We start from the raw sequence: 25,943 nt of genomic DNA, 5'->3' as shown, positions 1-25,943 counted from the left end.
AACAGCGATGACGGTGACAGAGGACAGCCCGGCGTACGGCGAGAGCCCCGCGTACGACGGCGGCCCGGCGTACGGTCCCGGCGTCGATCCCGAGCGCATGGCCGTCTGCCTGAGCGTGCTCGACGAACTCGACAAGCTGGACGTCGACCACCCCGACGCCATCGCGGTCCGGCGGGCCACCGCGGGGATCTACCGGACCGTGAAGCAGCGCCGCCGCCAGGAGCGCAGGGCCGCCAAGACCGCCCACGACAAGGCCGTCACGGAGGCCACCGCCACCGGCTCGGCCGAGCGCATCGACGACGAGACGCAGGGCCTGCTGCCCTCCTCCTCGGTCAGCGGCGAGATCGCGGGCATACTCCAGCGCCCCCGCTCCTGCTACATCTGCAAGGCCCGCTACACCGAGGTCGACGCCTTCTACCACCAGCTCTGCCAGGAGTGCGCCGCCGAGAACCGGGCCCGCCGTGAGGCCCGTACGGACCTCACGGGCCGGCGCGCGCTGCTCACCGGCGGCCGCGCCAAGATCGGTATGTATATCGCGCTGCGGCTGCTGCGCGACGGCGCGCACACCACCATCACCACCCGCTTCCCCGGTGACGCGGTCCGCCGCTTCAAGGCGATGCCGGACAGTGACGACTGGATCCACCGGCTCAAGATCGTCGGGATCGATCTGCGAGATCCGGCGCAGGTCGTCGCGCTCGCCGACTCCGTCGCCGCCGAGGGCCCGCTGGACATCCTGATCAACAACGCCGCGCAGACGGTACGCCGTTCCCCGCAGGCGTACAGCGAACTCCTCGCCGCCGAGTCCGCGCCGCTGCCCGCCGGTGAACTCCCCTCCTCGCAGGTCATCGGAGCCTTCGGCAGCGGTGCCCAGGCCGTTCTGCCCGCCGTCGGCGCCGAGGCCCTCAGCGCCTCGGACGTCACCGGCCTCGCGTTGATCGGCGGCTCGGCCACGCTCGCCAGGATCGAGGCGGGCACGGCGATCGACGCCGGCGGTCTCGTGCCCGATCTGCACGACTCCAACAGCTGGGTCCAGACGGTCTCCGAGGTCGACCCGGTCGAGCTGCTCGAAGTGCAACTGTGCAACTCCACCGCGCCGTTCATCCTGATCAGCCGACTGCGCCCGGCGATGGCCGCCGCCGCGGCCCAGCGCGCCTACGTGGTGAACGTCTCCGCGATGGAGGGCGTCTTCAGCCGTGGCTACAAGGGCGCGGGACATCCGCACACGAACATGGCCAAGGCCGCGCTGAACATGCTCACCCGCACCAGCGCCCAGGAGATGTTCGAGTCCGACGGCATCCTGATGACCGCCGTCGACACCGGCTGGATCACCGACGAGCGCCCGCATCCGGACAAGATGCGCCTCGCCGACGAGGGCTTCCACGCCCCGCTCGACCTGATCGACGGCGCCGCCCGGGTGTACGACCCGATCGTGCGCGGCGAGGGCGGCGAGGACCTCTTCGGCTGCTTCCTCAAGGACTACGCGCCCGCCAACTGGTAGCGGCCGACTGGCCTGAAAGATCACCCGAACGCGAGCCTATAGAGCGGGTAGATGCTCATCTGGTTACTGTGGTGCGCACGGACGGCCAACCAGGGGACACACCATCCCCACGGCCGTGCGGGGACAGGCACTACCACGGCCGCGGTCCCGTCCGAGTAACGACGCCACCGCGACGGAACTGCCCTGTCCCAGAGTTGCGCGACACAGAGGAGTGCGCGGTGACACCAGATCTCACGAAGCATGACAAGCGGCCGCATGAACCGGTCGAGCGGGCCCGCAGGCCCGAGAAGAAGCTCGGGAACCTCGAAGTGTGGGCCAGGTCCGCCCCGATCCGGCTGGCCGGCTACGAGGACGATCTCCTGGAGCCGCACATCCTGCCCGGTGTCGACTGACAGAGCCTCCGGCGTCCCGTACCCCGCGTGTGCCGGGGTACGGGACACCCCCGGTCCGTCCCACGGGTCTCAGGCCGCGGCCGCGATCCGGCGCAGGGTGTGTCCCAGCCACCGTGCGTACCAGCCCTGGAACACCGGCACCAGCGGGCCCGCCAGCCTGGAGTACCAACGGGCCGGCCGGCTGAAGGCCATGACGGTGAACCACACCGAGCCGTCCTCGCGCAGCTCGACGACGAAGGACTCCTCGCCGCGCTCCGGGTGCCCGGCCAGCGTCCCGTACGCGAAGCCGGTGCGCTCCCTCTCGTACGCCGTCCACACCACCTCGCACGGCGCGCTCACCCGCAGCGGGCCCACGCCGAGGGCGACCTCGACAGCGGTGCCCGGCTCAGCCCGGGGCGATCCGGCCCGTACGCGCGTGCCCGCGCGGCGGTGCAGACGGAAGGTGGTCACCGCGGCGCCCGCCGCGTCGAAGACCGGGCGGCCCCGGCCGATCCTGGTCCGGTGGTGGAGATGGTGATAGCCCTCGGGGAGCGGGCCGAGCCGGGTCGCGCCGACCTCCGGGTAGGTGAAGGAGCCGCTGACGGGGCCGGGGGTGCTGCGCGCGGGGCGGGGCTTCATACGGCGTTCTCTCCTTGAGTCGTCGCCGGGCGGTCGGCCGGACAGGACCTGTGCGCCCGCCACCGGCGGCGTAGTGCGCGCAGACCGGCAGTGGCGGCGGTGCCCGGCGGTTTCCACGGGTGCGGGCCCGCGGGCCCGGCGATCCGCCTGCCGGGGGTCACGATCGGGTTGACCAGCATGGACATCCGCACCACCGCCCGTACTTGAACGTGTTCAAGCCGCTGGATCAGCGTAGGGCGTCGAGTGAACGCGTTCAAGTCCCCGGCTCTTGCGCCCCGCTCCCGCTTGCGGGGCCCGGTCGGATCCGGCAGACATAGAAGGACATCTCTGGAGGAAGAGGCAGGAGATTCTGGTGCGTTCACCCATCCGTCGTCGGTATATCGCGCTCGCCGCGCTCTCCGCAGGCGCTCTGATCACGGCCGGCTGCGGCGGGGACGGCGAGGACGTGTCGAGCGCCAAGGATCTCTTCCTCCAGCCGGTCGCGGCCCAGGGCGCCGATCCGTTCACCCCGTCGACCGCCGCCGCGCCCCCCAAGGCCGTGCCCTCGGCCCGGCCTTCGACGCCGGACGGCCGGACGGGCCAGGCCGGCCAGCGCGCTCCGGCGCGGACGGCGCGTGTCCTTCCGGGCTCCACACCCGGACTCTACGGGGGCATCAGGTCCGCCCCCAGCTGTGACGTGGAGCGGCAGGTCCGTCTCCTGACCGAGGGCAGGACCAAGGCGCGCGCCTTCGCCCAGGGGGCCGGTATCAGCGAAACGTCCGTCCCCGACTTCCTGCGCGGGCTCACTCCGGTGGTCCTGCGGGCCGACATCCGGGTGACGAGCCACGCCTTCCGGAGCGGATCCGCCGCCTCCCTGCAGTCCGTGCTCCAGACGGGCACCGCCGTGATGGTGGACCACTACGGGGTGCCGAGGGTGCGCTGCGCGGGCGGCAACCCGCTGCGTCCGCCGGTGGTCGCGCAGGGCTCCGTGACGCACCGGGGGCAGCCGTGGCCGGACTACCGGCCCGACCGGGTCGTCGTCGTCAACCGTGCCCCGGAGGTCGTCAACAGCCTGATCATCGCCGATGCGGCCGGTAAGACCTGGATCGAGCGGAGCGTCGGAACCGACGGCGGCGAGGACAGGAGTCCCGAGGTTCCGCCGTCGTACGACCCCGGCGCCGACATCACCGATCCGGGCATCGTGAAGCCGGCGGTCCAGGCCCTTTCTGACGGCTCCTCCACCGGCTCCGGCCCCTCTTCGCCGAGCGGGACGAAGACGGCGCCGGGGCCGGGCCCGGACGCGGGTTCGGGGGCGGGTCCGGAACCGGCTCCCGACGCGCCGGCGGACTGCCCGTCGAGCACCTCGGATTCTGGGGACGGCCGGAGTGGGAGTCTCTCCGTCCCGCCCGACTGCCCCCTTCCGGCGGACTCGCTGTTCGGGCCCGACGACGTGTCCGGCGATGTGTCCGGCGACGCATCCGGCGAGGCGCCCGGAAGCGAGCCACTTCCCGCGGTGCCCGACGGCGGGGAGCCCGGCGACGTACTGCTCGGCCCCGACGCGTTTCAGGGCTGACGGCATGTCTCAGGGCTGACGGGACAGCTCGAAGAATCCGGCAAATAATGACAAAGTATCCTCATGGCTGAACGGGCAGCAGCGGGGCCCCTGTCGCTTCCCGACGACTGGCCGGCCCATTCGGACCTCACCCTCTCCCTCAACCGGATGGGCACCTTCGACTGGGACCTCGACAGCGGGCTGCTGCATCTGGACAGCCCCGCCCTCGACGTGTTCGACCTCCGCCCCGACGAGTACGACGGCCGGCCGGAGACGCTCAGAAGCCGGCTCCCGCAGGGCGAGGGCCGCCGGCTGGACGATGTGGTGTCGGCGGCGCTCAGGGACGGCAGCGCCAACTACGGCGCGTACCTCCGGATCCGGCGGCGGAACGGCACCCTGTGCTGGACCCATACCCAGGGCACTATCCGCCGCGACGCCGACGGCAGGCCCCACCGCGTCATCGGCATCGTCCGCGACGCCACCCAGGAGCTCGCCGACTCCGTCGCGCGTCTCGAACTGGACGCGGTACGCCGGGTGCGGACCAGCCTCGTCGAGGGCACCACCGCCGCGCTCGCCCATGCCAGGACCGTCCAGGACGTCATCGACGTGCTGAAGGAGTCCCACGGTCTCGCGGACCTCGGTGCGACCAGCCTGGTCATGGGCCTGCTGGACTCCGGACGCATCCATCTGGTCGCCGAGGGGCCCGAGGGCTCCTTCGTGCCGGGGACGCGCATCACGCGCGTCGACGAGGGATACCCGATGAGCGAGGTGCTGCGGACACTCACCCCCCGCTTCATCGAGTCCGCCGGGGAGTTCGCGCTCTCCTACCCGCTGCTGTGGCCGCACATCAGCGGGCTCGGCATCACGGCCGCCGCCTATCTCCCGCTGATCGCGCAGTCACGTCCCATCGGGGCGCTCGGGCTGCTCTACCGCGACAAGTACGGATTCACCGCGGAGGACCGCAATCTGCTGGTCGCCCTCGGCAGCAGCATCGCCCAGAGCCTCCAGCGCGCCGTGCTCTTCGAGCAGGAGCACGATCTGGCGGAGGGGCTCCAGCAGGCGATGCTGCCGCGCCGGATCCCCGCCGTGCCCGGCGCCGAGATCGCGGTCCGCTACCGCTCCGCCCGGCTCGGCCGGGACATCGGCGGCGACTGGTACGACATCATCCCGCTGCCCGGCGGCCGCGTCGGGGCGGTCATCGGAGACGTACAGGGTCATGACACCCACGCCGCCGCCGTGATGGGACAGCTGCGCATCGTGCTGCGGGCGTACGCGGCCGAGGGGCACGCGCCGGCCACGGTGATGGCGCGGGCCTCGGTCTTCCTCCATCAGCTGGACACCGACCGCTTCGCGACCTGCACCTACGCGGAGGCCGATCTGTCGACGGGGGTGGTCCAGCTGGTCCGCGCCGGTCATGTCGATCCGCTGATCAGGGACGTCGACGGCGACTGCCGCAGGCTGCCGGTGCCGGGCGGGATGCCGCTCGGTCTCTCCGCGGCCTTCAGACGGCTCGACTACCCGGTGGAGACCACCGAGCTGGAGCCGGGCGAGACCCTGCTGCTCTGCACGGACGGGCTGGTGGAGCAGCCGGGCACCGATCTGGACGACGGGATGCGGCTGCTGGCCGCGCTGGTACGGGACGGTCCGCGCGATCTCCAGCTGCTGGCCGACCGGCTCTGTGAGGTGGTGGACGAGCGGGGCGGCGAGGACGACGTCGCCGTACTCCTGCTGCGCCGCGGCGGCGCGCGCGCCCCGCAGGACGGCGGCCGGCTCCAGCAGCGGGTCGGCCAGGGCGACCCCGGGGCGCTGAGCACCGCACGGCACATGATCCGGGCGGCGGTGGCCGCCTGGGGGGCCAGGGAACGTTCGGACGAGATCGAGCTGGCCGCCGACGAACTGATCACCAATGCGCTGATGCACACCGGAAACGGAGCGATCGTGACCGTACGCGAGCTGTCCGGGTCGCTGGAGCGGCGGCTGCGGGTCGAGGTCGAGGATCGGTCCAGTGCCCTGCCGCACCGTCGCGACCCCGGGGAATCGGGGGTTTCGGGGCGTGGACTGCTGCTCGTGGACGAGCTGGCGGATGAGTGGGGGGTGGAGTCGCGCGGCAGCGGCAAGTGCGTGTGGTGCGAGTTCATCGTCCCCGCCCGGCCGTCACATTGAACCGCATCCGTCGTTAACTGTACGTAGCGTGATCGTACTTGAACGTAACCGACCGCAGGCGATTGGCTGTATCCGTTGTAGTACCTCGCCCTCTAGGATCTGGGGTTTCCTTGACCACCGAGCTGCTGGCACCTCTCGATCTGGCTTTCTGGCATCTCGAAACCGCGGACCATCCCATGCACCTCGGCGCGCTCGCCGTCTTCACCGCCGCGGCCGGCACGGCGGGCGGCGCCGGTGTGCTGGAGCTGCTCGCCGCGCGCGCCGCCGCCGTTCCCCGGCTGCGGATGCGGGTACGGGACGTCCTGCTGCCCGTCGGCGGCGCCGCGTGGGCGGTGGACAAGGGCTTCGACGTACGCCGGCATGTGCGGCGGCTGCCGCTGCCCGAGGGGGACTTCGCGGCGGAGGCCGCGCGGCTGGCGGGAGAGCTGATGGAACGCCCGCTGGAACGCGGCCTACCGCCCTGGGAGATGTACGTCCTGACGCCGGGCCCGGCCGCGACGGGAGCCGGGGGAGGCCGGGGAGCCGAGGAGGGCGGCCGGCCCTTCGCCGTCCTGGTGAAACTGCACCACGCCCTGGCGGACGGAATGCGCGCCGTCGCCATCGGCGCGGGCATCTTCGACCAGATCGCCGACGCGCGGTCGGCCGGGGTCCGCAAGGTGCGTCCGGTGGCGCCCAGGTCCTGGCTGCCGGGCCCCTGGCAGGTGGCCGGCCTGGCCAGGGGCCGGATCGAGGAACTGGGCCGGGCGGTCGGCATCGGTGCCTCGGTCGTCCGGGCCAGCCGGCTCGACCCGCGCGGGACGCCCGCCCTCACCGCCGGATCCAGCGGGACACGGCGCCTCGCGACCGCCACGCTCGATCTGGAGGACGTCCAGCGGATCCGCCGGGCCACGGGCGGTACGGCCAACGACGTCCTGCTCGCCACGGTGGCCGGCGCGCTGCGGCGCTGGATGCTCGAACGGGGTGAGCGGCTGCCTGCCGTCCCGCCACGCGCCCTGGTGCCGGTCTCCCGCCGCCGGCCCGGCAGTCAGCCCGGTTCCGGCAACAAGCTCTCCGCCTATCTGCTCGCTCTGCCGGTCGCCGAGGCCGACCCCCGGGCCCGGCTCGCCGCCGTCCGCGAGGGCATGGACCGTAACAAGTCGGACGGCCCCTGGCGCGGCGCCGGCGCCGTCGCCCTGCTCGCGGACCAACTGCCGGCGCTCGCCCACCGGCTCGGGGCGCCACTGGCCGGCAACGCGGCCAGGATGCTCTTCGACATTCTCGTGACGAGCGTGCCGCTGCCGCGCTCGAGGCTCTCGCTGGGCGGCTGCCCGCTGCGCGAGGTGTATCCGATGGCGCCGCTGGCGCGCGGACAGTCCCTGGCCGTGGCGCTGTCCACGTACGGCGGCCGGGTGCATGTGGGGCTCGTCGCCGACGGCAAGGCCGTCCCCGACCTCGAACAGCTCGCGCGCGGCATGACCGACGAACTGGAGGAGCTGCTGCGGGTCATCGGATAGCCGCGGGTCAATGGCTGCGGGTCAGCCGATAGATCGGACAGCTCTTCGCGAATGAACCACAGAGAGCTGCCTCAGAGGTGTTGACGGCACCCAGTCATCCGATGAATATTCGTCGTGATCGGCGCCGCGACTTTCGGCGACGGATGACCTCGGGAGGCGGCAGCGGTATGCGGCACACCACGCTCGGACACAGTGCGGTCAGCGTGACCGGACTGTCCTTCGGGGCGGCCGGGATCGGCAATCTGTACACCCCGGTCGGACCGGAGCAGGCCGCGGCCGCGGTCGACGCCGCCTGGGACGCGGGCATCAGGTACTTCGACACCGCACCGCACTACGGTCTCGGGCTGTCCGAGCGGCGGCTCGGCGAGGCGCTGCGCAGCAGGGAGCGGAGCACGTACTCGCTCTCCACCAAAGTGGGCAGGCTGCTCGAACCCGTCCCCGGCGGTCCCGCCGGGGACGACCTGGCCAACGGCTTCGCCGTACCGGCCACGCACCGCCGCGTCTGGGACTTCAGCGCGGACGGGGTGCGCCGCAGTATCGAGGACAGCCTCGGGCGGCTCGGCCTCGACCGGATCGACATCGCCTATCTGCACGATCCGGACGGCCACGCGGAAGAAGCCTTCCAGCAGGGCTATCCGGCCCTGGAGCGGCTGCGCGCCGAAGGCGTCGTCGGCGCGATCGGCGCCGGGATGAACCAGACCGCGATGCTCACCCGCTTTCTCCGGGACACCGACGTCGATGTCGTCCTGTGCGCCGGCCGCTTCACCCTCCTCGACCAGTCGGCCCTCACCGCCCTGCTGCCCGAGGCCGCCGCGCGCGGCAAGAGCGTCGTCGTCGGCGGGGTCTTCAACTCCGGGCTGCTCGCCGACCCGCGCCCCGGCGCGATGTACGACTACGCCGCCGCGCCGCCCGCCCTGCTCGACCGGGCCCTGCGCATGGACGCCGTCACCCGGCGCCACGACATCCCCCTGCGCGCCGCGGCCCTGCACTATCCGCTCCGTCACCCGGCCGTCGCCAGTGTGCTGGTCGGCACCAGATCCGCCGCGGAGGTACAGGACGCGGCCGAACTGGCCGGGCGCACCGTCCCCGACGACCTCTGGGCCGAGCTGCGCGCCGAAGGACTGCTGACCGAGGACGGAGCCCTGTCATGAGAGTCGCCCTGCACACCACGGTCCGCGCCGACCGCGTCGAGGAGTACGAGGCCGCGCACCGCGAGGTGCCCGCCGAACTCACCGCCGCGATCCGCGCGGCGGGCGCCACCTCCTGGACGATCTGGCGCAGCGGCACCGACCTCTTCCATCTGCTGGAGTGCGAGGACTACGGCCGTCTGCTCGCCGAACTGGACCAGCTCCCGGTCAACCTCGGCTGGCAGGCGCGGATGGCGGAGCTGCTCGATGTCGTGCACGACTACTCCGCGGGCGGCGCGGACGCCGGACTGCCCGTCGTCTGGGAGCTCTGAGGCATGATGCGACAGCCGAGCGCACCGCCGACCGTCGTCGACGCCCACCATCACCTCTGGGACCTGTCCGTGCGTGACCAGGACTGGATCACCGGTTCCGCGATGGCGCCCATCCGCCGGAATTTCACCCTCGACGATCTGGAGCCGGAGGCGCGCGCCGCCGGCGTGGCGGCGACCGTTCTCGTCCAGACCATCGGCGTCGCCGAGGAGACCCCCGAATTCCTGGCGGCGGCCGCCGGCAGCGATCTCGTCGCGGGCGTCGTCGGCTGGACCGATCTCACCGCACCCGGGATCGCGGAGACGCTCGCCGCGCTGCGCGCACTGCCCGGCGGCGAGAAGCTCGTGGGGATCCGCCACCAGGTGCAGGGCGAGGCCGACCCGGAGTGGCTGCTGCGTCCGGAGGTACGGCGCGGTCTCGCCGCCGTCGCCGCGGCGGGACTCCCGTACGACCTCGTCGTCCTGCCCCACCAGCTGCCCGCCGCGGCCAGGGCGGCGGAGCTGCTGCCGGAGCTGACCTTCGTCCTCGACCATCTGGGCAAGCCGCCGATCGCCACGGGCGGGATGGAGCCCTGGGCCGGCCACGTCAGGACCCTGGCCGCCCGACCCAACACCGTCTGCAAACTCTCCGGGATGGTCACCGAGGCCGCCTGGGACTCCTGGACGGCCAACGGGCTGCGTCCGTACGCCGGCGTCGTGCTCGACGCCTTCGGGCCCGAGCGGCTGATGTTCGGCTCCGACTGGCCGGTGTGCCGGCTGGCCGCCACCTACGAGGAGGTGCTCGACGCCGCCCGTACCGTGACGGACGAACTGAGCGGCGACGAACGCGACGCGGTCTTCGGCACCACCGCGCGGCGCGTCTACGCCTTGTGAACCGGGCTCTTCCCCTGGTCCCCACCCGCCAGGAAAGCCTGTCCCACCACGCCGGGAAACGGGTCCATGCCCAGCATGGCGGTGACCGAGCCGGTGGCCAGTGAGTGCCAGGTGCCGGCCCGGCGCAGCATCGCGTGATCGCCGCCGGACAGCAGTACGGCACAGGCCTCGGCGCCCGCGGCGCGGGCGCGGGCGGCAAGATCGGTACTGCCGTGCGGGTCCGTCACCCGGTCACGGTCGCCGTGCAGGAGCACCACACGACGGCCGGCCAGCTGGTCGACCGGCTCGCCCCTCGGGCACCAGGGGGCGAGCCCCACCACCCCGCTGACCAGGCCGTGTCCGGCCACGGCCAGGGCGGCGCGGCCGCCCATCGAGTGCCCCACGAGGACCACGGGGACGGCTCCGGCCAGCTGCTCCAGCTCGTCGAGCGCCCGGCGCGCGTCGCGGGCCGCGTCGGCGCGGCTGCCGTTCCAGCCCCGGCGCCGGTAGCGCGCCCGGCCCACCACCACGTCCTGCCCTTCGGTGGCCCGGAGCACCGCCCGGGTGAACGGCCACATCCGCGCGCCCGGCAGATTGAGCCGGCTCGGCGGCGCCTCGCCCTCCGAGCGTCCGCCGTGCAGCAGCAGGACGGCGGCGCGTGGCCGCGCGGCGGTCCTGTCGAGGACCAGGGCGGGCTGGACGGCGGCTCGGCGGTCTCGTACGGGCACGTGGGGGCTTCCTTCCGACGGGGTTCGGGGGTGAGGTGTACGGCACGTCACAGTGACACCTCTCTCCCAGATGATTCGTAGCCACGGCGGCCGCGGATGCCTCATCCGGCGCACCGGTTCACCGGGCGGCCGTACGGGGCCTGCGGCACGCTGGACGCATGCCGGAAGTACCCGAAGTCGAAGCGCTGCGCGAGTTCCTCGACGGCCAGCTGGTGGGCAAGGAGATCGTCCGCGTCCTGCCCCTGACGGTCAATGCCCTCAAGACCTACGATCCGCCGCTCTCCGCACTGGAGGGCGCGACCGTCACCGGCATCGGCCGGCACGGCAAGTATCTCGACATCGTCGCGGGCGAGGCCGGGCTGCACCTCGCCATCCATCTCGCCCGCGCGGGCTGGCTCCGCTGGAAGGACTCGTTCCCGGAGGCGCCGCCGCGCCCCGGCAAGGGACCGCTCGCCCTGCGGGTCGTCCTCGCCGAGGGCGACGGGTTCGATCTGACCGAGGCGGGCACCACCAAGCGGCTCGCCGTCCATCTCGTACGCGACCCGGCGGACGTCCCCGGCATCGAGCGGCTCGGCCCCGATCCGCTCGACGCCGCCTTCGACCGCGCCGCGCTCGCCCGGCTGCTCGCCGGTGAACGGCGGCAGATCAAGGGCGCCCTGCGGGACCAGCGGCTGATCGCGGGGATCGGCAACGCGTACAGCGACGAGATCCTGCACGCCGCGAAGATGTCGCCGTTCAAGCCGGTGAAGAACCTCTCCGAGGACGAGATCACGGTCCTCTACGAGGCGATGCGCTCCACGCTGCACGAGGCCGTCGAGCGCTCCCGCGGGGTGGCCGCCGGGCGGCTCAAGGCGGAGAAGAAGAGCGGGCTGCGGGTGCACGGCCGCACCGGGGAGGCCTGCCCGGTCTGCGGTGACACCATCCGGGAGGTCTCGTTCAGCGACTCCTCGCTCCAGTACTGCCCCACCTGCCAGACGGGTGGCAAACCGCTCGCCGACCGCAGGATGTCCCGGCTGCTCAAGTAGCGGCGCAGCGCCGGCCGGGGACGCGCCGGTCAGTCGCCGCCGGTCAGCCGCCGATCGTCACCAGCCGGCGGCCGTCGGCGGCTCGTACCTCGAAGTGGTCGATCTGGTCGGGACGCAGCGCCGCCCCACCACGGGTGACCAGCGGCGAACCGTCCCCGGCGCGCGCCGCCCAGGTCGTCACGGTCTCGCGCGAGCCGTCCCGGCCCACCGCGATCAGCGCGCACACCCCGGAGGCGCCGGGACGGATCAGCTCCAGGCCGACATCCGTCCCCCAGGCCTTCTCCGCGGCCGTCACGACGGCAGCCGTCCCCGTCGCCCGGTCCGACGCGGTCCAGCGCGCGGTCACCCCGGCCCCCGGTCCTGGCCCCGGTCCTGGCCCCGGGCCGGGAGCCGCGCCGAGGACGGCGAGCGGACCGCCCACCACGAGCACCGCCACCGCGGCCACCAGCGCGAGCCGCCGCCTGCGGCTCCCGCGCCGCCAGGCCGACCTGCGGTCGAGCATCCCGGCCAGCAGCTCCGGGCTCGTCGCCGCGAACGGCGCCACCTCGGCGGGGGTCCGCCGCGCGTACTCGTCGAGCTGCGCCCGCACCCCGCCGAACTCCGCCAGCAGCAGCGCGCACCGCGGGCAGTCCATGAGGTGCTCCTCGAAGCGGAAGGCGTCCGTGGCGTCGAGTACGCCCAGTGCGTAGGCGCCGGCATCGCGATGGAGTTCCAAGGTCCGCATGGTGTCTGGTACGCGGCGGAGCGCCGAATCACTCAAGCCGGGCACGATCCGGGAGACACCGCCTACACTCCGGCGTCATGCTGCGCGTACTGGCCGTGGACGACGAAGAACCAGCCCTCGAAGAACTGCTCTATCTGCTCCGGGCCGACCCCCGGGTCCGTGGAGCCGAGGGTGCCACGAGCGCGACCGAGGCCCTGCGCCGCATCGGCGCCGCGCTCGACGCGGGTCCTGACGACTCCGCGGCCATCGATGTGGTCTTCCTCGACATCCATATGGCCGGGCTGACCGGCCTCGACGTCGCCAAGCTGCTCGCCGGCTTCGCCGAGCCCCCGCTGATCGTCTTCGTCACCGCGCACGAGGGCTTCGCCGTGCAGGCCTTCGATCTGAAGGCCGTCGACTATGTGCTCAAACCGGTCCGCAGGGAGCGGCTCGCCGAAGCCGTCCGCCGGGTCGCCGAACTGGTGGGGGAGCGGCCCGCCGTGCTCGACACCGCCGCCGACCAGATACCCGTCGAGCTGGGCGGGGTGATCCGCTTCGTCGCCGTCGACGACATCGCCTATGCCGAGGCGCAGGGCGACTACGCCAGGCTGTACACCGACACCGCGAGCCATCTGGTACGGATCCCCCTCACCACCCTGGAGGAGCGCTGGCGGGCCCGCGGATTCGTCCGTATCCACCGCCGCCATCTCGTCGCCCTGGCCCGGATCGACGAACTGCGGCTGGACGCGGGCGCGATGAGCGTGCGCGTCGGCGATGCCGAGCTGGCCGTGAGCCGGCGTCACGCCCGCGCGCTGCGTGATCTGCTGATGCGGCAGACCGGGCGCTGACCAGGCCCTTCCCGCCGGACAGCCCGGCTGCGTACACTCCGGCGCGGGCACCGGGCGGGACGGCGCCGGCCCGACGGCGAGGAGGCACCATGACCGGGGAGTCCGGCTCACGGCAGCCCGCGCCCCGGGCGGGCGCCTCCCGGCAGCCGGCGCCACGGCGCGAGGTCGTCACCGGCGAACCGCGCCGCGTACGGCCCCTGCCCCGCTTCCGCGCCCAGGCGGAGATCGACGAACAGACCGCCCTCGGCGACGCCTATGTCCGTTCTCTGATGCGCAGTCAACTCCGGGCCGGTCTCACCGCGTTCGGCGGGCTCGCGCTGGTCGTCGGCACCCTGCCGCTGGCCTTCGCCACCCTGCGCGACGCGACAGCCGTCTGGCTCGTGCTCGGCTTCGCCGCCTATCCGCTGCTGACGCTCCTCGCCTGGTGGTACGTACGGCGCGCGGAGCGCAACGAGCGCGACTTCGCCCGGCTCGTGGAAGGCCGGCCCGTTCCGTGAGCCAGAGCTACACGGTCACGGCCGTCACCCTCGTCGTGTTCGCCACCGTGCTCGTCGGCGCCTTCGGGCTGCGGATATCCCGGACCACCTCCGACTTCTACGTCGCCTCCCGTACGGTCAGACCCGGGCTCAACGCCGCCGCGATCAGCGGCGAGTACCTCTCCGCCGCCTCCTTCCTCGGCGTCGCCGGACTGGTGCTGCTGCACGGCCCGGACATGCTCTGGTACCCCGTCGGCTACACCGCCGGCTATCTGGTGCTGCTGGTCTTCGTCGCCGCCCCGCTGCGCCGCTCGGGGGCGTACACCCTCCCCGACTTCGCCGAGGGACGGCTCGAATCCCGTGCGGTGCGGCGGCTCGTGAGCGTCTTCGTGGTCGGGGCCGGCTGGCTCTATCTCGTGCCCCAGCTCCAGGGCGCGGGGCTGACCCTGAAGACCCTCACCGGGGCGCCCGACTGGTTCGGCGGGGTGCTCGTCGCGCTGGTCGTGGTGGTGGCCGTGGCGGCGGGCGGCATGCGCAGCATCACCTTCGTCCAGGCCTTCCAGTACTGGCTGAAGCTGACCGCGCTGCTCGTCCCCGCGATCTTCCTGCTGCTCGCCTGGCAGGGTGACGGCCGGCCGCGCGTCGACCTCGGCCTGGCGGCCGCGGTCGGGGGCCGCGGCGACCATCCGCTGTACGCGACCTACGGACTGATCGTGGCGACCTTCCTCGGGACGATGGGCCTGCCCCATGTCGTCGTCCGCTTCTACACCAGCCCCAACGGCCGGGCCGCCCGGCGTACCACCGTGGTCGTCCTGGCGCTGATCGGCGCGTTCTATCTGCTGCCGCCGGTCTACGGCGCGCTGGGCAGGCTGTACGTACCCGAACTCCCCTACGGCACGGACGCCGACGCCGCCGTCCTGCTGCTGCCGGAACGGGCGATCGGCGGACTCGGCGGGGATCTGCTCGGCGCGCTCGTCGCGGGCGGTGCCTTCGCCGCGTTCCTCTCCACCGCCTCCGGACTGACCATGGCCGTCGCGGGAGTGCTCACGCAGGATGTCCTCCCGTCGCGCGGCGTACGGCACTTCCGGCTGGCCACCCCGCTCGCCATGGCCGTACCGCTCGGCGGCTCACTGCTGGTGAGCGGGAGGATGCCGGTGGCCGACTCCGTCGGCATGGCCTTCGCGGTCTCCGCCTCCTCCTTCTGCCCGCTGCTCGTGCTGGGCATCTGGTGGCGGCGGCTCACCCCGCCCGGTGCCATCGCCGGACTGCTGCTCGGCGGCGGTCTCACGTTCGTGGCCACGGTGATCACGGTGAGCGGGGCGGTACGGTCCGGCTGGCCGCACGCGCTGCTCGCCTGGCCCGCCGTCTGGTCCGTCCCGGTCGGCTTTCTCGCGATGATCCTGGTCTCCCTGGCCACGCAGAGCCGGATACCGCCCGGCACCAACGCCGCGATGACCCGCTTCCATCTGCCGGAGGCCCTGATGCCGGGCGCCCGCGGCGGTACCGGGGGCACGCGATGAGCGGAGCTGCCCTCGCCGTACTGATCGTCCTCGGTCCGCTGCTGCTCGCGGGCGGCTTTCTGCTCGGCCGGCGCACCGCGGGCCCCGAGCGGACCAGCGATGTAGGCACCCCCGTGGAGCACGCCACCTTCGAGACCCTGCACACCGCCTCACTCGCCACCCCTCCGCTGCGGGCCGGCCTCACGGAAGAGAGCGCGCGCAAGGCGGCCCGCCGACTGCGCTCCCTGCTCGGCACCGACGCGCTCTGCCTCACCGACCGGGAGCGGGTGCTCGCCTGGGACGGTCTCGGCGAGCACCACGGCAAGCATGTGATGGACCATGTCGAGCAGCTGCTCGCCAGCGGACGCGGTACGGCCTTCGCCAGCGGCTGCCGCGATCTCGACTGCCCGCTGCGCTGGGGCGTGGCGGCCCCGCTGACCGTCGACCACCGGGTGCTCGGCACCCTCGTCGCCTACGCGCCGCGCGAGTCTGCGGTGCTGGCCAGGGCGGCCGGCGAGGTCGCCCGCTGGGTCTCCGTACAGCTGGAACTGGCCGAGCTCGACCGCTCCCGCACCCGGCTGATCGAGGCCGAGATCAGAGCCCTGCGTGCCCAGATCTCCCCGCACTTCATCTTCAACTCGCTGGCCGCCATCGCCTCGTTCGTCCGCACCGATCCCAGCCGGGCCCGTGAACTCCTGCTGGAATTCGCCGACTTCACCCGCTACTCGTTCCGCAGCCATGGCGACTTCACCACCCTCGCCGACGAACTGCACTCGATCGACCAGTATCTGGCCCTCGTCCGGGCCCGCTTCGGCGAGCGGCTCTCGGTCACTCTTCAGGTCGCCCCGGAGGTCCTTCCCGTCGCCATGCCCTTCCTGTGTCTGCAACCGCTCGTCGAGAACGCCGTCAAGCACGGCCTCGAAGGAGCGGTCACCACGAGCCGGATCACCATCAGCGCGCTCGACGCGGGCGCCGAGGCCGAAGTGGTGATCGAGGACGACGGGGTCGGTATGGAGCCGGACCGGCTGCGGCAGATCCTGCGCGGCGAGGGAGGTGCGTCCACCGGAATCGGACTGCTCAATGTGGACGAACGGCTGCGCCAGGTCTACGGGGACGCGTACGGCCTGGTCATCGAGACCGGGGTCGACGCGGGAATGAAGATCACGGTACGGATTCCCAAGTACCGCGCGGGCGTGCACGGCACCTGACAACGCCCCCTGGAAGGGGGCCGGTGCCCACGGTGTCTACGCGCGTCAGAACAGATGGATCGCCAGATGCCCCAGCGGCAGCCCCAGCTGCCAGGCCGGGGTCCACACGTGCGGACCCTCCTCCCCGCCGGCCGTGAACGGATCGTCGCCCGCCGGGCCCATGGCATCGAGGTCGGGCGCCAGCAGCTCCGTCTCCTCCAGCCACCGCCAGGCGGCGCCGGCCAGCGCCAGGTCCGGATCGCGGGTGGGCGCGTCGGCCTCGAAGGCGACCGCCTCCCGCCGGTCCAGCCGCCCGCAGACCCACTCCCGCCAGCACGTCCCGTACGCGGTGAGCGAGCGCCACTCCTCGATCCTGGCCACCACCCGCGGGCCGCCCGCCGAGTCGTCGGAGAGGAAGATGGTCAGGGCCAGGGCGTCCCGGCCCGCCCGGTACTCGAGCGTCGTCGGCGGCATCAGATCGCCGGTACGCAGCAGTTCGTCGGCGATGTACTCGGCGTACATCCACGCCATCGGCACCCGTAGGCCTCCGCCACCGGACCCTTCGGTAGATTCCGGACGCATCCTTATCCGCCTTCCTTCCCTTCCCCGAAGCCCCCTTCAGGGAGCATTGAACCGGCGGCGGCCGCCCCGCGTGGCCAGAAGGGCAGGATCGGGCGGCGGACGGGAGAGGATTGTGACGGGTGGGGCCGACGGTGCCGCGGCCGACGATGGAACAGCCGATTCCGGCGCGCATGTGCGGTCGCTGCTCGGCGCCTACGTGCTGGACGCGCTCGCCCCCGAGGAGGACCGGCGGGTCGCGGACCACCTGGCCGGCTGCGACCCGTGCGGCGCCGCCTACCTGGAGGTGGCCGACGCGCCGTCGCTGCTCGCCCTCCTGGACGAGGACGACCTGCTGTAGCCGGGCAGTGAGCGGCCCAGCGCGCGCAGGGCGTAGTACGAACGGGACTTGACCGTACCCGGCGGAATCCCCAGCACCTGCGCCGTCTCGCTCACGCTCAGCCCGCGGAAGTAGATCTGCACGAGCACCGCGCGGTGCTCGCGGCTCAGCGCCTTCACGGCCTTCCGTACATCGAGCGCGGCGACCGTGCTCTCCGTGGCGTCGTGCGGTTCTGGCGTGGCGGCGAGGACCCGGTCGCTGACCTCCGGCGGCCGCGACATCCGGCACCTGCGGGCGTCGATCGCCAGCCGGCGGCCCACGGTGAACAGCCATGGCCGCATGGAGTCGAAGGGCCCCTCGAACGCCTCCGGATGCTGCCAGGCGCGTACCAGCGTCTCCTGGAGCAGGTCCTCGGCCCGGTGCCGGTCGCCATAGGTCAGACCGAGCAGGAAGTTCAGCAGGGCGGGTCCGTGGTCGCGCTGAAGCTCCGTCAGTGCCCGTTCGCCGGTCGTCTCCGTGGCCGTGGCGGTGGTCATCGTGAACGCCCTTTCTCGCCGGGGTCGCTGTCGTGCGGTGTCGCTGCCGCCTGGCGTATCCGAGCGCATGGCGGCGCCGAGGGACAGACAGCGCGCACAGGTGTGCGACGAGCGGTCGCTCACTGCGGCGAGTGGTGCGGTGAACGGTCCGGCGGAGGCGTTCGGCCCCTTTTGATGCTTTTGTCGGCTTGGCTCCTTGACATCCATTTATATGGCTATATGGATTCATTGCGTTGGTATCCCCGGGAAAACGGAGCCTGGCCGATGACGAAGCGCATGCGACAGGGAGCGGTGGCCACTGCGGCGCTGCTGCTCGGAACGGCGGCAGCCTGCACGGGGCCGGAGAGCACCTCCGCCCCCGACCGGCCGCCGCGCCAGGGCTCCATGGCTCCCTCGGCGGCGGGCGGGGCGCCGCCGCAGCGCGGGTTCACGCTCGTCGCCTCGGGCGACGTCCTGCCGCACGACTCCGTCATCGACCGGGCGAACGACGACGGGGGCGGCGACGACTACGACTTCCGGCCGATGTTCGCCTCCGTGAAACCGGCCGTGTCCGGCGCCGATGTGGCGATCTGTCATATGGAGACCGTGTACGCGGAGGAGGACGGTCCCTTCAGCGGCTATCCGACCTTCAACTCGCCGCCCCAGATCGCCCAGGGCCTGCGCGACACCGGCTACGACTCCTGCTCCACCGCCTCCAATCACACCCTGGACGACGGAGCCCCCGGCGTACGCCGCACACTCGACGCCCTCGACAAGGCGGGCGTCAGACACGCGGGCTCGGCCCGCTCGGCCGCCGAGGCCACGCGCCCCGCCCTGATGACGGCGGGCGGCGCCAGGATCGCCCAGCTGGCGTACACGTTCGACACCAACGGCATCCCGCTCCCCGACGGACAGCCCTGGGCGGTCGGCCTGATCGACGAGCGGAAGATCGTCGCCGATGCCCGCGCCGCCCGGAAGGCCGGCGCCGACGTCGTCGTGGTCAGCGTCCACTGGGGCACCGAGTGGGAGACGGAGCCCGACGCGGAGCAGCGCAGCCTCGGCAGGAAGCTCACCGCGTCCCGCACCGGCGGCCGTCCCGACATCGATCTGATCCTCGGCACCCACGCCCATGTCCCGCAGGCGTACGAGAAGGTCAACGGCACCTGGATCATCTACGGGATGGGCGACCAGGTCTCCGGCACCATGACCAATGACGCGGGCGAGCTGGACTCGCGCGGCAACGAGGGCTCGATCGGCCGGTTCACCTTCGCGCCGCCCGCCGTGAAGGGCGAGCGCTGGCTGGTGAAGAAGGCCGAGTTCATCCCGCAGGTGATGGACCTCGGGTCAGGACGGGTGATCAATCTGCCCGAGGCCCTGCGCCAGGACCCCGACCGGGACGACTACCGCGAGGCCCAGTCGGACATCAGCGACGCGGTCCTGGGCCGCGGCGCGGCCGAAGACGGCCTCACGATGGGCCGCTAGGCCGCTAGGTCGCTGGGCCGCTGGTCGACGGGCCGCTGGTCGACGGGGCGGTTACGGGACGACCGTCACCGGCCAGCGGCCGGCCTTGACCAGCCGTACCGCCACCGAGCCGACGATCCGGTGCCCCGCCGACTCCGAGGCACCGACCACCACGGCATCCGCCTTCAGTTCGTCGGCCGCGGTGACCAGGCCGTTGTACGGGTCTCCGTGGAACGTGTGGAACTCCCAGCGCACATCCCATATGTCCTTGACCCGCTCGGTGGACGTACGGATCTCCGCCACCAGCTCCTCGGCGATCTCCCCGGTCGTGTCCGCGACCGGGGCGCCGAGTGCGGCGCCCGCGGGCAGCACGGGCTGCACATAGACGATGGCGAGGAGCGCGTTCTGCCGCCGGGCGAGACCGCCGGCGTACGCGGCGGCGCGGAGCGAGGACTGTGATCCGTCCACGCCGGCGACGATCACCTTCGGGCCGTCGGTACCGCGTTCGAATCTGGTGGGCTGCTGCTCGGTCACGCCAGGCAGGCTATCCGTTCCCCGAGGCCGGCCGGGCGGCGGTCCGCCGGAGACTTCCCGGCTACGGTGCGCCGCGCGACGCCGCAGGCCGGCGGGGTCGGCACCGGGATAGTCCCATCGGGTGCTTTCGTCCGGATATGCGGTGTTGCTGAGGCGCGCGGAGCATGGACCGTGCGAGCCATTGGTCATGAAAAAGGATCAGTTGATTCCGGGGCGCCGTGCCGTCCTGCGGATTACCGCCTGCCTCGGCGCCGCACTCACCTGCCGCCTTCTGACCGTGGAAGGACCGGCCAAGACACCCGGCCGTGCCGCACCCGCCTCCCCGCCCCAGGCGACGGGGCTGAAGGCGGCGGGACCGCCCAAGGCGCTCGTACCCCGCAATCCCTCCGCCTACCGGCTGCGGCCCATGACGGAGAGCGCCCCGGCCGGCTTCAGCAGGGCCGCCCTCCAGGTGCGCAAGGAGCCTCTCCTGGAACTGCCCGAGCTCGGCCGCTCCATCGTGCTCACCTTTGACGACGGCCCCGACCCCAACTACACCCCGGACATCCTGCGCACGCTGCGTAAGTACGACGTACGCGCGATGTTCTTCGTCTGCGGCGAGATGGCGGACGTCAACGGCGACCTGATGCGGGAGATGGCCGACGACGGACACATCATCTGCAACCACACCTGGTCGCATCCGGAACTGCCGCTGCTGCCCCCGTCCCGGATGCGCACCCAGCTGGCACGGACCAGCGACGTGATCGAGAAGACCGTCGGCACCCCGCCGCTCTGGTACCGCGCGCCCTACGGTGCCTGGAACAAGAAACTGTTCGAGATCGGCGCCAAGTTGGACATGGAACCGCTCGCCTGGACCGTCGACAGCCTCGACTGGACCAACCCGGGCACCAACAGGATCGTCAGCGGGATTCTGGACGGTGCGGGGCCGGGGGTCGTCGTCCTCTCGCACGACGCGGGCGGCAACCGCTCGCAGAGCGTGGAGGCGCTGCGCGAGTACCTGCCCTCACTGCTGGACGAGGGATACCGCATCGCCGTGCCGTACCGGTGAGCCCCCGGCCCCGTCGGGGCCACGTCGTACGGTCAGCCCCCCGCAGCCACCCCCGCAGCCCCCCGCCCCCCCGGCTGGTCAGCGCGTGCTGACCAGCCGGGCGAAGACCACGACATTGCCGTCGTAGCCGCCCGCCTTCGAGTAGCCGCCGCCGCAGGTGATCACCCGCAGCTCCGCATGGCCGGTATCGCCGTAGACCCGGGCGCCGGGGAAGTCGTTCTTGGCGAACACCTCGACCCCGTAGATCTCGAACTCCGCGACCCGGTCGTCGTACCGGGTCACCTCGATGTGCTGGCCCTTCTCCAGCGAGCCGAGCCCGAAGAAGACCGCGGGCCCGGCTTTGTTGTCGACATGGCCGACGACCACCGAGGTGCCCCGCTGGCCGGGCGATACGCCGTTCTGGTACCAGCCGGCCAGATTGGGGTCCTGCGGTGGCGGAGCCGCGATCCAGCCGTCCTGGTCGAGTCCCACGTCCACGACCGGCGCGTCGACCTTGATCGCCCGGATCCGCAACCGGGACATCGGGGCGTACGGCAGCGGCTTGACGATCGCGACGGAGGTGGCGGCGGCCGCGGGGTCGGGCCTGCTCCGGCTGTCCAGCGAGGCGGCCTGGGCCGGCTGCGGCGGCCCCAGCGGTACGTCCACCCCGTTCCGCATCATCGCGAGGCCAGTGAGCATGACGAGTGCCAGAACGCCCCAGGGCGAGCGTTTCCTCGACTCCGGAGCGCTGTGGTACTGGCCCATGGTTCTCCCTTCGTGGGCATCTGCTGGCACGCTAAGCGCGCGAGGCGGCGGCGGCGATCACTGGAGGGCGAATGGGTGGCGGAGCCGCCCGGCGATGGTCCATCCGAGTAATCGGCATATAAAAACTTCTGACGGTCTGTGACCTGCGGCTCCGTCAGGCAGAGGCGCTCCCCGGCGGCGTGTCGCCTCACCGGGGTGGACCAGTGCCGAAATGCGGTGGATGTGCGCTCCGGTGAGGGTTCGTCATGGAGGGCGTACTCGTCGAATCTCCCGGAGCACCGCTTTGGGGCGCCTTCCACTGGAGGTTCAACGATGCGTGCTTCACGCGCTTTCGCGGTGACCGCGGCCGCCTGCGCGGCCCTGGCGCTCTCTGCCCCGCTGGCTGCCGCCGGCGGTGGTTCCAACGGCCCGACCAATGTCACCGTCAACCCGTTCTCGGTCCACCAGGGCGGCACGATCGAGATCACCGTCCAGGGTTGCGGCCAAGGTGGCACCGTCACATCCAACGCCTTTCCGAGGGCCGAGCTGTCGGACAACCGGTCGGGGCGCTCCAGGGCCACGGCGAGGATTCACGACAACGCCACCCCCGGCCGTTACAACCTGGCCGTCAGGTGCAATGACAGCAACCGGGTCGAGACCCACCAGTTCGAGGTGCTCGCGGGGCGGGGCGCGCTGGGCGGCCTCGGCGGATCCATCGGGCCCAGCTCGACGGAGCTGGGGATCGGCGCGGGGCTCGTCGCCACGGCGGCCGTCGGCGGTGCGCTGTTCGTCGCGCGCCGTCGTCGCCCCTCGCTGGCCGGCGCGCGGGTCGTCTGACCGGCCTGATCACTCTCCCTCCCGGCCGGCGCTCCGGGGGCCGGAAAGCGCCCATCACGCCCGTCGCCCCGAGTCCTGAGAGGACTCGGGGCGACGGGCGTATCGCGTGCCGGGGGCGACGGGCCGGGTGGACGGTGGCTCGGCGACGGTCAGTGCCTGCGGCTCTCCGCGCGTCGGCGTGCCACATAGATGGTGCCGGTGGCCGCTGCCACCACCAGCGCCGTACCGGCGACGATCTCGGCGGTGTTCATCCCGCCGATGCTGCCGCCCACACCGCCCTGGACACCCAAGGGCGCGTCCGAGGTCGCGCCGACCGCGGGCGTCGCCACCTGGGCCGGCGTCTGGGTCGTGGCCGCGGGCGCCGCCGGCGTCTGGGTCGGGGCGGGAGCCGGCGTCTTGGCGGCGGCGGCGATGGCGAGGTTGGTCTTCGCCGACACGCCGTTGCAGGTGAAGGTCACCTCGTACTTCGCACCGGGCTTGGCGTCCCAGTCGACAGTGGCGGCCGCCGTGCTGCCCGAGGGGATGGTGACGGTGTCGAACACCCCGGAGGAGGCGGTGGCGGGGGTGCTGCACTTGGTGACGGCGAGCAGCACCTTGCCCCCTGCCGCGACCGTGGAAGGGGTGACGGTGTACCCGAACGGCGTGGCGTTGTCCTTGACGGCGGCAGCCGACGAGGCGGTGGTCAGTGCGAATGCGGCCACTCCCAGCAGAGCGGCGGATGCGGCACGTATCGCGCGCATGTCAGTCCTCCCGGTCCCCGAGGAGCAGTTGCGGAACCGATTTCCACAATGGGCAGGAATGCACCTCGATGACCGAAACGCTAGAAGCGCCCTATCACACCCGCTATCGCTGGCGGGCGAATGGGGCACGGGTGTCCCCCGAACGGGGGACACCCGTGCCGCTCAGGGCCTGGTCCGCGGCTCAGGACCCGATGCCGGGGAACAGGTCGAGGAAGGGGCCCGCGGTCGCGGCGATCCCACGGCCGTAGGGGGCGTCGAAGTCCCAGATGAGGAAGAGCAGGAAGGCGATCAGCACGCTGAAGAGCCCTGCCAGCAGCAGTTCGCGGAAGGTCCGGCGGATCTGCAGGACGAAGATCAGCCCCACGGTGACCACGGCGCCGGTGATCAGCCCGAACCAGACGACCCCGGGCATGGTGGCTCCCGCGTTCTGCCCGCGGGCGCCTCTGGCGTCGTCCGCGGCGGCCACCTCGTCGAGGAGCGGCTGATAGGCCTGGCCCTCCAGGTCGGTGCGGGGCGCGTACAGGGTGACGTCGGTGCGGAGCTTGTCGAACAGCTGCGTGCCCTTCGCGCTCAGGGCTTCATGCTCGGCCATGTGCGGCCATTCGGTACGGACCACGTACGACACGTACGCGTCGACGTCGCCCCGGATCCGCTCGCGGACGTCGGCGGGATACACCTGGACCCGCTGCTGGACCTCGTGCAGGGCCTGGGCCTCCTGGCGGACGGATTCCTGGGCCGAGCCGCGGGCCTCCCACACGCCGGCAATGGCGAGGCCCAGCACGATCGCGTAGATCACGCCGATCATCATCGTCATGTACTCCATGACGTCGGGGCTCTCGGTGGGGTCGTCGTCCTCACCGACGCGGCGGTTGTTGATGACGACGATGGTCAGGACGACCGCGCAGGCGGCGGCCATCGCGATGCTCAGAACGAGCCATTCCGACATGGAGTCTCCGTGGATCAGCGGGAGCGGGGGCGCAGTACGGCCACGGCGAGTACGGCAGGGGCCGTGATCAGGAGCATCAGCGAGACGAGGGAGGGGCCGCTCCGGGGCTGCTTGCGGGTCGCCTTGCGATAGGCGGGCAGGGCCACCGGGGCCCGCGAGGGGGCGGCGGACGGGGTCGGTGACGGCCGGTCCTGGTTCGGACGCGGAGCGGGCGGCGGTGGCTTCGGCGCCGGTGCGGGCGGCGGCGCCGGCCGGGGTGAGCGCGGCGCCGGCCGGACGGGCGGCGCCGGAGGCTCAGGTGTGACGACCGGAGGCGGCGGTGGCGGCGTGGGTGTGGGCGGTGGTGGCGGTGGGGGCGGTGGTGGTGGAGGCGGCGGCGTGGGGGTGGGCGGTGGCGGCTCGGGCGGCGGGGTCGGCGTCGGCGTAGGCGTCGGCCAGCAGTCGTCACTGCCCGAGACGGCCACGGCCGACCCCGCGCCTCCAGGACCGGACGAGGCATAGGCGCAGCTGTCGGCCTCGGCGGGCGCGGGCACAGCCGACAGCGAGATGAGTGCGGCGGCTGCCAGCAGCCGTCCGACGAGCGATCCGTACACGGGCAGGAGCTTGTTCCCGATCTGGCGTCGGCACGCCAGAAGTCATTCGAATTAGCCCGGATAGGTGGAATAAGCGGTTACAGGTTTGCGCGCCAGAAGTTTTTTCAGCCGCGTTGAACGCGGAGCGGTCCCCGGCCCGTACTTAGGACCATGAGCGGCTCACCCAGGCCCCTCGACCCCAACTGGCTTACAGAACACGGGAGTTGACATGAACACCTGGCGGAACGCCTCGCTCGCGGTGACCGCGGTGGCCGTACTGGCCCTGACGACGGCGTGCGGTCAGGAGCAGGGCACCCAGACCAACGGCCAGTCCGTCGGAGCGGCCAAGCCGGCCGCGCAGCCGGCCGACGGCGGCTACGGCTCGGACGGTGGTTACGGCTCCGACGCGGACGCCGCGGCCGCCAAGCCGGCCGGTCAACTCGCCGTGTGGGACAGCAAGAAGCTCGGAAAGGTCGTCACCGACAGCGAGGGGTTCACGCTCTACCGCTTCGACAAGGACACGGCGAGCCCGCCCACGTCGAACTGTGAGGGCGACTGCGCCACGGCCTGGCCGATCGTGTCCCCGGACAACGCCAAGGCCGCGCCCGGCGCCGATCCCTCGCTGCTCGGCGAGATCACCCGGGCCGACGGCGCGAAGCAACTCACCATCGCCGGCTGGCCGATGTACCGGTACGCCAAGGACGCCAGCCCCGGCGACGCCAACGGCCAAGGCGTGGGCGGGAGTTGGTTCGCCGCGGCCCCCGACGGCAAGAAGGCGGCCCCGGCCGGCGCCGGCGACGCGACCGCGGCCGATCTGCCGGGACTCTCGGTGCGCAAGGATCCCACGCTCGGTGAGATCGTGGTGGATTCGCGCGGAATGACGGTCTACCGGTTCAAAAAGGACTCCGCGTGGCCGATGAAGTCGGCCTGCACCGGCGCCTGTCTCGAGAAGTGGCCGGTTGTCGCCCCTGTCGAGAAGAATGACACCGAAGGCATCATCGAGAAGGGCTTCGTGACGTTCGACCGGCCCGACGGAATCAAGCAGCAGAGCATCGACTGCTGGCCGGTCTACACCTTCAGTGGTGACACAAAGCCGGGCGATACCAATGGTCAGGGCGTTGGCGGCACCTGGTTCGCGGTTTCGCCGAATGCCAAGCTGGTCGGAGCGCCCAAGTAGTCCCCCGCCGCGCCCTCCGGCCC

At 72.2% G+C, this 25,943-nt stretch carries 29 protein-coding genes; 19 read left to right on the top strand and 10 right to left on the bottom strand.

Annotation, left to right across the window (positions count from 1 at the left end; genetic code table 11):
* Nucleotides 1-7: 7 nt before the first annotated feature.
* Nucleotides 8-1,498 carry an SDR family NAD(P)-dependent oxidoreductase gene (locus ACFVWW_RS03735; RefSeq protein ID WP_384190793.1) on the top strand — a complete coding sequence of 497 codons (1,491 nt, stop codon included), beginning with the start codon at nucleotides 8-10 and terminating at the stop codon, nucleotides 1,496-1,498.
* 218 nt (nucleotides 1,499-1,716) lie between these two features.
* Nucleotides 1,717-1,890 (top strand): hypothetical protein, encoded by a 174-nt coding sequence (locus tag ACFVWW_RS03730; protein WP_384190791.1) that lies wholly within the window; start codon nucleotides 1,717-1,719, stop codon nucleotides 1,888-1,890.
* A 69-nt stretch (nucleotides 1,891-1,959) separates the two neighbouring features.
* Here the strand turns inward: ACFVWW_RS03730 and ACFVWW_RS03725 are convergent, their stop codons facing one another.
* Nucleotides 1,960-2,508 carry a DUF1990 family protein gene (locus ACFVWW_RS03725; protein ID WP_384190788.1) on the bottom strand — a complete coding sequence of 183 codons (549 nt, stop codon included), beginning with the start codon at nucleotides 2,506-2,508 and terminating at the stop codon, nucleotides 1,960-1,962.
* Nucleotides 2,509-2,860: 352 nt separating this feature from the next.
* Here ACFVWW_RS03725 and ACFVWW_RS03720 point away from each other — a divergent pair, with 352 nt between their 5' ends.
* The 6 genes from ACFVWW_RS03720 (at nucleotide 2,861) to ACFVWW_RS03695 (ending at nucleotide 10,024) form a co-directional block, all read left to right on the top strand.
* Nucleotides 2,861-4,060: a DUF6777 domain-containing protein gene (locus tag ACFVWW_RS03720; protein ID WP_386875728.1), complete on the top strand. Its 1,200-nt coding sequence runs from the start codon at nucleotides 2,861-2,863 to the stop codon at nucleotides 4,058-4,060.
* Between the two features lie 63 nt (nucleotides 4,061-4,123).
* A complete protein-coding gene (locus ACFVWW_RS03715; protein ID WP_386875727.1) occupies nucleotides 4,124-6,202 on the top strand; it encodes a SpoIIE family protein phosphatase in 2,079 nt (692 codons plus the stop codon).
* Nucleotides 6,203-6,312: 110 nt separating this feature from the next.
* The gene (locus tag ACFVWW_RS03710; RefSeq protein WP_384190779.1) at nucleotides 6,313-7,695 is read left to right on the top strand and encodes a wax ester/triacylglycerol synthase family O-acyltransferase; all 1,383 of its coding nucleotides are present in this window, start codon (nucleotides 6,313-6,315) and stop codon (nucleotides 7,693-7,695) included.
* Nucleotides 7,696-7,862: 167 nt separating this feature from the next.
* A complete protein-coding gene (locus tag ACFVWW_RS03705) occupies nucleotides 7,863-8,846 on the top strand; it encodes an aldo/keto reductase (RefSeq protein WP_386875724.1) in 984 nt (327 codons plus the stop codon).
* A complete protein-coding gene (locus tag ACFVWW_RS03700) occupies nucleotides 8,843-9,154 on the top strand; it encodes an L-rhamnose mutarotase (RefSeq protein WP_384190775.1) in 312 nt (103 codons plus the stop codon). The genes ACFVWW_RS03705 and ACFVWW_RS03700 overlap by 4 nt, the downstream gene beginning before the upstream one ends.
* Nucleotides 9,155-9,157: 3 nt before the next feature.
* Complete coding sequence (locus ACFVWW_RS03695) at nucleotides 9,158-10,024, top strand: amidohydrolase family protein (protein ID WP_386875722.1); 867 nt, start codon at nucleotides 9,158-9,160, stop codon at nucleotides 10,022-10,024.
* Here the strand turns inward: ACFVWW_RS03695 and ACFVWW_RS03690 are convergent.
* Nucleotides 10,012-10,731, bottom strand: coding sequence for an alpha/beta hydrolase (locus ACFVWW_RS03690; RefSeq protein WP_386875720.1), 720 nt, complete (start codon nucleotides 10,729-10,731; stop codon nucleotides 10,012-10,014). The two genes, ACFVWW_RS03695 and ACFVWW_RS03690, sit on opposite strands and share 13 nt — an antisense overlap.
* A gap of 158 nt (nucleotides 10,732-10,889) precedes the next feature.
* On the opposite strand from ACFVWW_RS03690, the gene ACFVWW_RS03685 reads away from it, so the two are divergent.
* On the top strand, nucleotides 10,890-11,756 hold the full coding sequence (locus ACFVWW_RS03685) for an Fpg/Nei family DNA glycosylase (RefSeq protein WP_386875718.1): 867 nt from the start codon (nucleotides 10,890-10,892) through the stop codon (nucleotides 11,754-11,756).
* 43 nt (nucleotides 11,757-11,799) lie between these two features.
* On the opposite strand, the gene ACFVWW_RS03680 is transcribed toward ACFVWW_RS03685, so the two are convergent.
* Complete coding sequence (locus tag ACFVWW_RS03680; protein WP_386876724.1) at nucleotides 11,800-12,480, bottom strand: zf-HC2 domain-containing protein; 681 nt, start codon at nucleotides 12,478-12,480, stop codon at nucleotides 11,800-11,802.
* 77 nt (nucleotides 12,481-12,557) lie between these two features.
* Here ACFVWW_RS03680 and ACFVWW_RS03675 point away from each other — a divergent pair, with 77 nt between their 5' ends.
* From ACFVWW_RS03675 to ACFVWW_RS03660, 4 genes are all read left to right on the top strand, one after another.
* A complete protein-coding gene (locus ACFVWW_RS03675; RefSeq protein WP_384190763.1) occupies nucleotides 12,558-13,307 on the top strand; it encodes a LytR/AlgR family response regulator transcription factor in 750 nt (249 codons plus the stop codon).
* Between the two features lie 89 nt (nucleotides 13,308-13,396).
* Nucleotides 13,397-13,804, top strand: a complete 408-nt coding sequence (locus ACFVWW_RS03670) for a hypothetical protein (protein WP_386875716.1) — start codon at nucleotides 13,397-13,399, stop codon at nucleotides 13,802-13,804.
* On the top strand, nucleotides 13,801-15,303 hold the full coding sequence (locus ACFVWW_RS03665; protein ID WP_384190758.1) for a cation acetate symporter: 1,503 nt from the start codon (nucleotides 13,801-13,803) through the stop codon (nucleotides 15,301-15,303). The genes ACFVWW_RS03670 and ACFVWW_RS03665 overlap by 4 nt, the downstream gene beginning before the upstream one ends.
* Nucleotides 15,300-16,490: a sensor histidine kinase gene (locus tag ACFVWW_RS03660; protein WP_384190755.1), complete on the top strand. Its 1,191-nt coding sequence runs from the start codon at nucleotides 15,300-15,302 to the stop codon at nucleotides 16,488-16,490. Before ACFVWW_RS03665 ends, ACFVWW_RS03660 begins: the two co-directional genes overlap by 4 nt.
* 45 nt (nucleotides 16,491-16,535) lie before the next feature.
* Here ACFVWW_RS03660 and ACFVWW_RS03655 read toward each other — a convergent pair whose 3' ends face one another.
* The gene (locus ACFVWW_RS03655; protein ID WP_384190753.1) at nucleotides 16,536-17,051 is read right to left on the bottom strand and encodes a hypothetical protein; all 516 of its coding nucleotides are present in this window, start codon (nucleotides 17,049-17,051) and stop codon (nucleotides 16,536-16,538) included.
* 112 nt (nucleotides 17,052-17,163) lie between these two features.
* On the opposite strand from ACFVWW_RS03655, the gene ACFVWW_RS03650 reads away from it, so the two are divergent.
* Nucleotides 17,164-17,388, top strand: a complete 225-nt coding sequence (locus ACFVWW_RS03650; RefSeq protein ID WP_384190750.1) for a zf-HC2 domain-containing protein — start codon at nucleotides 17,164-17,166, stop codon at nucleotides 17,386-17,388.
* On the opposite strand, the gene ACFVWW_RS03645 is transcribed toward ACFVWW_RS03650, so the two are convergent.
* Nucleotides 17,325-17,903: a sigma-70 family RNA polymerase sigma factor gene (locus tag ACFVWW_RS03645; protein WP_384190747.1), complete on the bottom strand. Its 579-nt coding sequence runs from the start codon at nucleotides 17,901-17,903 to the stop codon at nucleotides 17,325-17,327. The genes ACFVWW_RS03650 and ACFVWW_RS03645 overlap by 64 nt on opposite strands.
* Before the next feature lie 264 nt (nucleotides 17,904-18,167).
* Between ACFVWW_RS03645 and ACFVWW_RS03640 the strand changes: the two genes are divergently transcribed.
* Nucleotides 18,168-19,364 (top strand): CapA family protein, encoded by a 1,197-nt coding sequence (locus ACFVWW_RS03640; RefSeq protein WP_384190744.1) that lies wholly within the window; start codon nucleotides 18,168-18,170, stop codon nucleotides 19,362-19,364.
* Between the two features lie 51 nt (nucleotides 19,365-19,415).
* Here the strand turns inward: ACFVWW_RS03640 and ACFVWW_RS03635 are convergent, their stop codons facing one another.
* The gene (locus tag ACFVWW_RS03635; RefSeq protein WP_384190741.1) at nucleotides 19,416-19,877 is read right to left on the bottom strand and encodes a universal stress protein; all 462 of its coding nucleotides are present in this window, start codon (nucleotides 19,875-19,877) and stop codon (nucleotides 19,416-19,418) included.
* A 187-nt stretch (nucleotides 19,878-20,064) separates the two neighbouring features.
* On the opposite strand from ACFVWW_RS03635, the gene ACFVWW_RS03630 reads away from it, so the two are divergent.
* Entirely contained in the window at nucleotides 20,065-20,925 is an 861-nt protein-coding gene (locus ACFVWW_RS03630) for a polysaccharide deacetylase family protein (RefSeq protein WP_384190738.1), read from the top strand.
* Between the two features lie 78 nt (nucleotides 20,926-21,003).
* Here ACFVWW_RS03630 and ACFVWW_RS03625 read toward each other — a convergent pair whose 3' ends face one another.
* Entirely contained in the window at nucleotides 21,004-21,669 is a 666-nt protein-coding gene (locus ACFVWW_RS03625; protein ID WP_384190736.1) for a class F sortase, read from the bottom strand.
* A gap of 312 nt (nucleotides 21,670-21,981) precedes the next feature.
* Between ACFVWW_RS03625 and ACFVWW_RS03620 the strand changes: the two genes are divergently transcribed.
* On the top strand, nucleotides 21,982-22,485 hold the full coding sequence (locus tag ACFVWW_RS03620; RefSeq protein ID WP_384190733.1) for a hypothetical protein: 504 nt from the start codon (nucleotides 21,982-21,984) through the stop codon (nucleotides 22,483-22,485).
* A gap of 149 nt (nucleotides 22,486-22,634) precedes the next feature.
* Here ACFVWW_RS03620 and ACFVWW_RS03615 read toward each other — a convergent pair whose 3' ends face one another.
* The 3 genes from ACFVWW_RS03615 to ACFVWW_RS03605 all read right to left on the bottom strand — a co-directional run bounded on the left by ACFVWW_RS03615 (nucleotide 22,635) and on the right by ACFVWW_RS03605 (nucleotide 24,317).
* A complete protein-coding gene (locus ACFVWW_RS03615; RefSeq protein ID WP_384187491.1) occupies nucleotides 22,635-23,225 on the bottom strand; it encodes a hypothetical protein in 591 nt (196 codons plus the stop codon).
* A 181-nt stretch (nucleotides 23,226-23,406) separates the two neighbouring features.
* A complete protein-coding gene (locus tag ACFVWW_RS03610; RefSeq protein ID WP_384187494.1) occupies nucleotides 23,407-24,171 on the bottom strand; it encodes a hypothetical protein in 765 nt (254 codons plus the stop codon).
* Nucleotides 24,172-24,185: 14 nt separating this feature from the next.
* Nucleotides 24,186-24,317, bottom strand: a complete 132-nt coding sequence (locus ACFVWW_RS03605; protein ID WP_384333574.1) for a hypothetical protein — start codon at nucleotides 24,315-24,317, stop codon at nucleotides 24,186-24,188.
* A 154-nt stretch (nucleotides 24,318-24,471) separates the two neighbouring features.
* Here ACFVWW_RS03605 and ACFVWW_RS03600 point away from each other — a divergent pair, with 154 nt between their 5' ends.
* Nucleotides 24,472-24,672 carry a hypothetical protein gene (locus tag ACFVWW_RS03600; RefSeq protein WP_386875710.1) on the top strand — a complete coding sequence of 67 codons (201 nt, stop codon included), beginning with the start codon at nucleotides 24,472-24,474 and terminating at the stop codon, nucleotides 24,670-24,672.
* A gap of 300 nt (nucleotides 24,673-24,972) precedes the next feature.
* Nucleotides 24,973-25,920: an SCO0930 family lipoprotein gene (locus tag ACFVWW_RS03595; protein WP_384187496.1), complete on the top strand. Its 948-nt coding sequence runs from the start codon at nucleotides 24,973-24,975 to the stop codon at nucleotides 25,918-25,920.
* Nucleotides 25,921-25,943: the final 23 nt, after the last annotated feature.

The organism is Streptomyces sp. NPDC058198 (assembly GCF_042882605.1).
In the GTDB taxonomy this organism is placed as follows: domain Bacteria; phylum Actinomycetota; class Actinomycetes; order Streptomycetales; family Streptomycetaceae; genus Streptomyces.
Note: the sequence above shows the minus strand (reverse complement) of the source record. Positions and strands in the feature narration are given on the sequence as shown.

Coding starts and splice junctions, on each gene's coding strand:
- ACFVWW_RS03670 (WP_386875716.1), top strand. CDS start 13,397: ATGACCGGGGAGTCCGGCTCACGGCAGCCCGCGCCCCGGGCGGGCGCC.
- ACFVWW_RS03625 (WP_384190736.1), bottom strand. CDS start 21,669: ATGGGCCAGTACCACAGCGCTCCGGAGTCGAGGAAACGCTCGCCCTGG.
- ACFVWW_RS03735 (WP_384190793.1), top strand. CDS start 8: ATGACGGTGACAGAGGACAGCCCGGCGTACGGCGAGAGCCCCGCGTAC.
- ACFVWW_RS03685 (WP_386875718.1), top strand. CDS start 10,890: ATGCCGGAAGTACCCGAAGTCGAAGCGCTGCGCGAGTTCCTCGACGGC.
- ACFVWW_RS03630 (WP_384190738.1), top strand. CDS start 20,065: ATGAAAAAGGATCAGTTGATTCCGGGGCGCCGTGCCGTCCTGCGGATT.
- ACFVWW_RS03640 (WP_384190744.1), top strand. CDS start 18,168: ATGACGAAGCGCATGCGACAGGGAGCGGTGGCCACTGCGGCGCTGCTG.
- ACFVWW_RS03655 (WP_384190753.1), bottom strand. CDS start 17,051: ATGCGTCCGGAATCTACCGAAGGGTCCGGTGGCGGAGGCCTACGGGTG.
- ACFVWW_RS03680 (WP_386876724.1), bottom strand. CDS start 12,480: ATGCGGACCTTGGAACTCCATCGCGATGCCGGCGCCTACGCACTGGGC.
- ACFVWW_RS03615 (WP_384187491.1), bottom strand. CDS start 23,225: ATGCGCGCGATACGTGCCGCATCCGCCGCTCTGCTGGGAGTGGCCGCA.
- ACFVWW_RS03645 (WP_384190747.1), bottom strand. CDS start 17,903: ATGACCACCGCCACGGCCACGGAGACGACCGGCGAACGGGCACTGACG.
- ACFVWW_RS03610 (WP_384187494.1), bottom strand. CDS start 24,171: ATGTCGGAATGGCTCGTTCTGAGCATCGCGATGGCCGCCGCCTGCGCG.
- ACFVWW_RS03725 (WP_384190788.1), bottom strand. CDS start 2,508: ATGAAGCCCCGCCCCGCGCGCAGCACCCCCGGCCCCGTCAGCGGCTCC.
- ACFVWW_RS03695 (WP_386875722.1), top strand. CDS start 9,158: ATGATGCGACAGCCGAGCGCACCGCCGACCGTCGTCGACGCCCACCAT.
- ACFVWW_RS03675 (WP_384190763.1), top strand. CDS start 12,558: ATGCTGCGCGTACTGGCCGTGGACGACGAAGAACCAGCCCTCGAAGAA.
- ACFVWW_RS03705 (WP_386875724.1), top strand. CDS start 7,863: ATGCGGCACACCACGCTCGGACACAGTGCGGTCAGCGTGACCGGACTG.
- ACFVWW_RS03595 (WP_384187496.1), top strand. CDS start 24,973: ATGAACACCTGGCGGAACGCCTCGCTCGCGGTGACCGCGGTGGCCGTA.
- ACFVWW_RS03700 (WP_384190775.1), top strand. CDS start 8,843: ATGAGAGTCGCCCTGCACACCACGGTCCGCGCCGACCGCGTCGAGGAG.
- ACFVWW_RS03660 (WP_384190755.1), top strand. CDS start 15,300: ATGAGCGGAGCTGCCCTCGCCGTACTGATCGTCCTCGGTCCGCTGCTG.
- ACFVWW_RS03715 (WP_386875727.1), top strand. CDS start 4,124: ATGGCTGAACGGGCAGCAGCGGGGCCCCTGTCGCTTCCCGACGACTGG.
- ACFVWW_RS03620 (WP_384190733.1), top strand. CDS start 21,982: ATGCGTGCTTCACGCGCTTTCGCGGTGACCGCGGCCGCCTGCGCGGCC.